This is a genomic window from Labrys sp. WJW (genome assembly GCF_001676615.1).
GTDB lineage: Bacteria > Pseudomonadota > Alphaproteobacteria > Rhizobiales > Labraceae > Labrys > Labrys sedimenti.
This window is the reverse complement of the sequence record NZ_LYXZ01000138.1, coordinates 1-2,670: the sequence shown is the minus strand read 5'-3', so window position 1 is coordinate 2,670 and position 2,670 is coordinate 1. Positions and strand designations below refer to the sequence as shown.

Here is a 2,670-nt window from a genome sequence, read left to right as displayed (position 1 = left end):
ACAGCCGCACCCGCCAGCGCCTCGGCATTGGAGGGCGCGATCGTGGCGCCGGCCTGCGCGTAATCCTCGTCCGTGATCCCGGACGCCAGGCCCGCACCACTCGCGACCGTCACCGTCGCGCCCAGCGCTATCAGCTTCTTAACCGTGTCCGGCGAGGCGCCGACACGGGGCTCGCCGGGATCCGTTTCCGAGGGAATGCCGATCTTCATGATGATGTCCGTTCCGACAGGTCAGCTTTCATGAGTCAGGCTTGGCCGATGGCGCGCAATGGAGCCGGCGCTGCCTCCTGCGGGAAGGTGGGATAGAGCCCCTTCACCCGCGCCATCTGCTGGACCAGAGCGAGCACCGCATCGATATGCGGTGTCTGGATTTCCGCGATGCGCCCCATTTCCTGGACGGCGGTCAGCAGGGCATCGATCTCCAGTGCTCGCCCCTTGTCGAGATCCTGCAGCATGGAGGTGCGATGGGCGCCGACGCCCGCAGCCCCATCGATGCGCCGGTCGACGCCGACCCGGAAGCGCGCGCCGAGCTTGAGGCCGATCTGCTCGGCCTCCACCATCATGGCGCGCGCCAGCGCCCGCGTACCCGGCTCGGTCGCGATCACGTCGAGCGTGGCATGTGTGAGGGCGGAGATCGGGTTGAAGCACAGATTGCCCCAGAGCTTCAGCCAGATGTCGTCGCGGATATCCTCGTAGAGACGAGGCTTCAGGCCGCCGGCCGTCATCGCTTCGGCGAGCCTGGCCACGCGCAGGCTCTCCGTGCGGTTGGGCTCGCCGAGGCCGAACTGGTTGCCGTAGATGTGCCTGACCACGCCGGGCTCGGTGATCTCGGTGGCCGGATAGACCGTGCAGCCGATCACCCGTTCGGGGCCGATGGCCTGCCACTGCCGGTTGCCCGGATCGACGCTGGCGAGACGGGTGTCGGCGAGGGAAGTCGGCAAGCCGTAGAAATACCACCAGGGCACGCCGTTCTGGGCGGTGACGACGGCAGTGTCGCGGCCGAGCAGCGGCTTGAGCGCCTCCGCCGATTCCCAGGCCTGGTGCGCCTTGAGGGCGACGATCACATAGTCCTGCGGGCCGAGATCGGCGGGGTTCTGGGTTGCGTTGAGGGGGGCCGTCAATTCCTGCCCGTCCATGAGCAGTTTGAGGCCGCGGGCCTGCATGGCTTTCAGATGGTCCCCGCGGGCGATGACCGAGACTTCGGCGCCCGCCCGCTGCAGCATCACCGCCATGTAGCCGCCGATCGCGCCGGCGCCATAGATGCAGATCTTCATGATGTCGCTCCCCTAGAGCATTTTTCAGAAAAGTTGACAGACTTTTCGATCAAAAAATGCGCAAAAACAAAGAGTTGCAGCCCGCCTTGCGGGTCTTCGTTTCAGCTGGTCGTGGTGGTGACGGCGTGGTTCGCCATCAATTCGAGGGCCCGCACCATGGCGGAATGATCCCAGTCCTTGCCGCCATGGGAGGCGCAGGTGTTGAAGAGTTCCTGCGCGGTCGCGGTATTGGGCAAAGCGATGCCCAGCGTGCGGGCTCCATCCAGCGCCAGGTTGAGGTCCTTCTGGTGCAGGGCGATGCGGAAGCCCGGATCGAAGGTGCGCTTGACCATGCGGTCGCCATGCACCTCCAGGATGCGCGAAGCGGCAAAGCCGCCCATCAGCGCTTGGCGCACCTTGGCCGGATCGGCCCCCGCCTTGGAGGCGAACAACAGGGCCTCGCCGACCGCCTCGATGGTGAGGGCAACGATGATCTGGTTGGCGACCTTGGTGGTCTGGCCATCGCCATTGCCGCCGACCAAAGTGATGTTCTTGCCCATCTTCTCGAACAGTGGCTTGGCGCGCTCGAAGGCAGCTTCCGGTCCACCGACCATGATGGTGAGGGAGGCGGCCTTGGCACCGACCTCGCCGCCCGAGACCGGCGCGTCGAGATAGTCGCAGCCGAGCTCGTTGATGCGCCTGGCGAAGCGCTTGGTGGCAATCGGCGAGATCGAGCTCATGTCGATGACGAGCTTGCCGGGCGTGAGGCCGGCCGCAATGCCGCTTTCGCCGAACAGGACCGTTTCCACATCCGGGGTATCGGGCACCATGGTGATGATGATGTCGGCCTTGCGGGCGACATCGGCCGCGGTCGCCTCAGCCTTGCCGCCGGCGGCGAGGAGTTCGGCGGGAACCGGGCCCAGCGTGGTCAGGAAGAGGGGGTGGCCGGCTGCAATCAGGTGCCCCGCCATCGGGGAACCCATGATGCCCAGTCCGACAAAGCCGATATTCATGGTGACGGTCCTTGTTTCCAGAAGCGCAAAGGCTGGGGAGCTCCTTCTCCCCTTGCGGGAGAAGGTGCCCCGAAGGGGCGGATGAGGGGTGAACCACTCACCGGCATGGGACAACAAGACCCCCTCATCCCTCTGCCGGGACCTTCTCCCGCAGGGGGAGAAGGGGAATTATTGGGCTCAGCGAGCCTGCCTGAACCAGCCCAGGCCCGCCTCGGTCCCGCCCTTGGGCTTGTATTCGCAGCCGATCCAGCCGGCATAGCCGAGCTGGTCGAGCCACTGGTAGAGGAAGGGGTAGTTGATCTCGCCGGTGCCCGGCTCGTTGCGGCCGGGATTGTCGGCCAGCTGTACGTGCCAGATCTGCGGCAGGTGCTTCTCGATGGTCCGGGCGAGGTCCCCTTCCATGAT

Annotated in this window: 3 protein-coding genes and 1 pseudogene; all 4 read right to left on the bottom strand. The window is 65.8% G+C overall.

The window, feature by feature from the left end; translation table 11 throughout:
- Nucleotides 1-209: pseudogene (locus BA190_RS34995) on the bottom strand (NAD(P)(+) transhydrogenase (Re/Si-specific) subunit alpha); the annotation flags it as partial.
- 35 nt (nt 210-244) lie between these two features.
- The gene (locus BA190_RS34990; protein WP_068299829.1) at nt 245-1,273 is read right to left on the bottom strand and encodes a 2-dehydropantoate 2-reductase; all 1,029 of its coding nucleotides are present in this window, start codon (nt 1,271-1,273) and stop codon (nt 245-247) included.
- Between the two features lie 101 nt (nt 1,274-1,374).
- Complete coding sequence (gene glxR / locus BA190_RS34985; protein WP_068299826.1) at nt 1,375-2,265, bottom strand: 2-hydroxy-3-oxopropionate reductase; 891 nt, start codon at nt 2,263-2,265, stop codon at nt 1,375-1,377.
- Nucleotides 2,266-2,442: 177 nt separating this feature from the next.
- Nucleotides 2,443-2,670, bottom strand: a 228-nt coding sequence (locus tag BA190_RS34980; protein ID WP_245315050.1) for a TIM barrel protein, incomplete at its 5' end; no start/stop codon positions are given.

Excerpts from the sequence above, each read along its gene's own strand:
- BA190_RS34990 (WP_068299829.1), bottom strand. The coding sequence starts at position 1,273 with ATGAAGATCTGCATCTATGGCGCCGGCGCGATCGGCGGCTACATGGCG.
- glxR (WP_068299826.1), bottom strand. The coding sequence starts at position 2,265 with ATGAATATCGGCTTTGTCGGACTGGGCATCATGGGTTCCCCGATGGCG.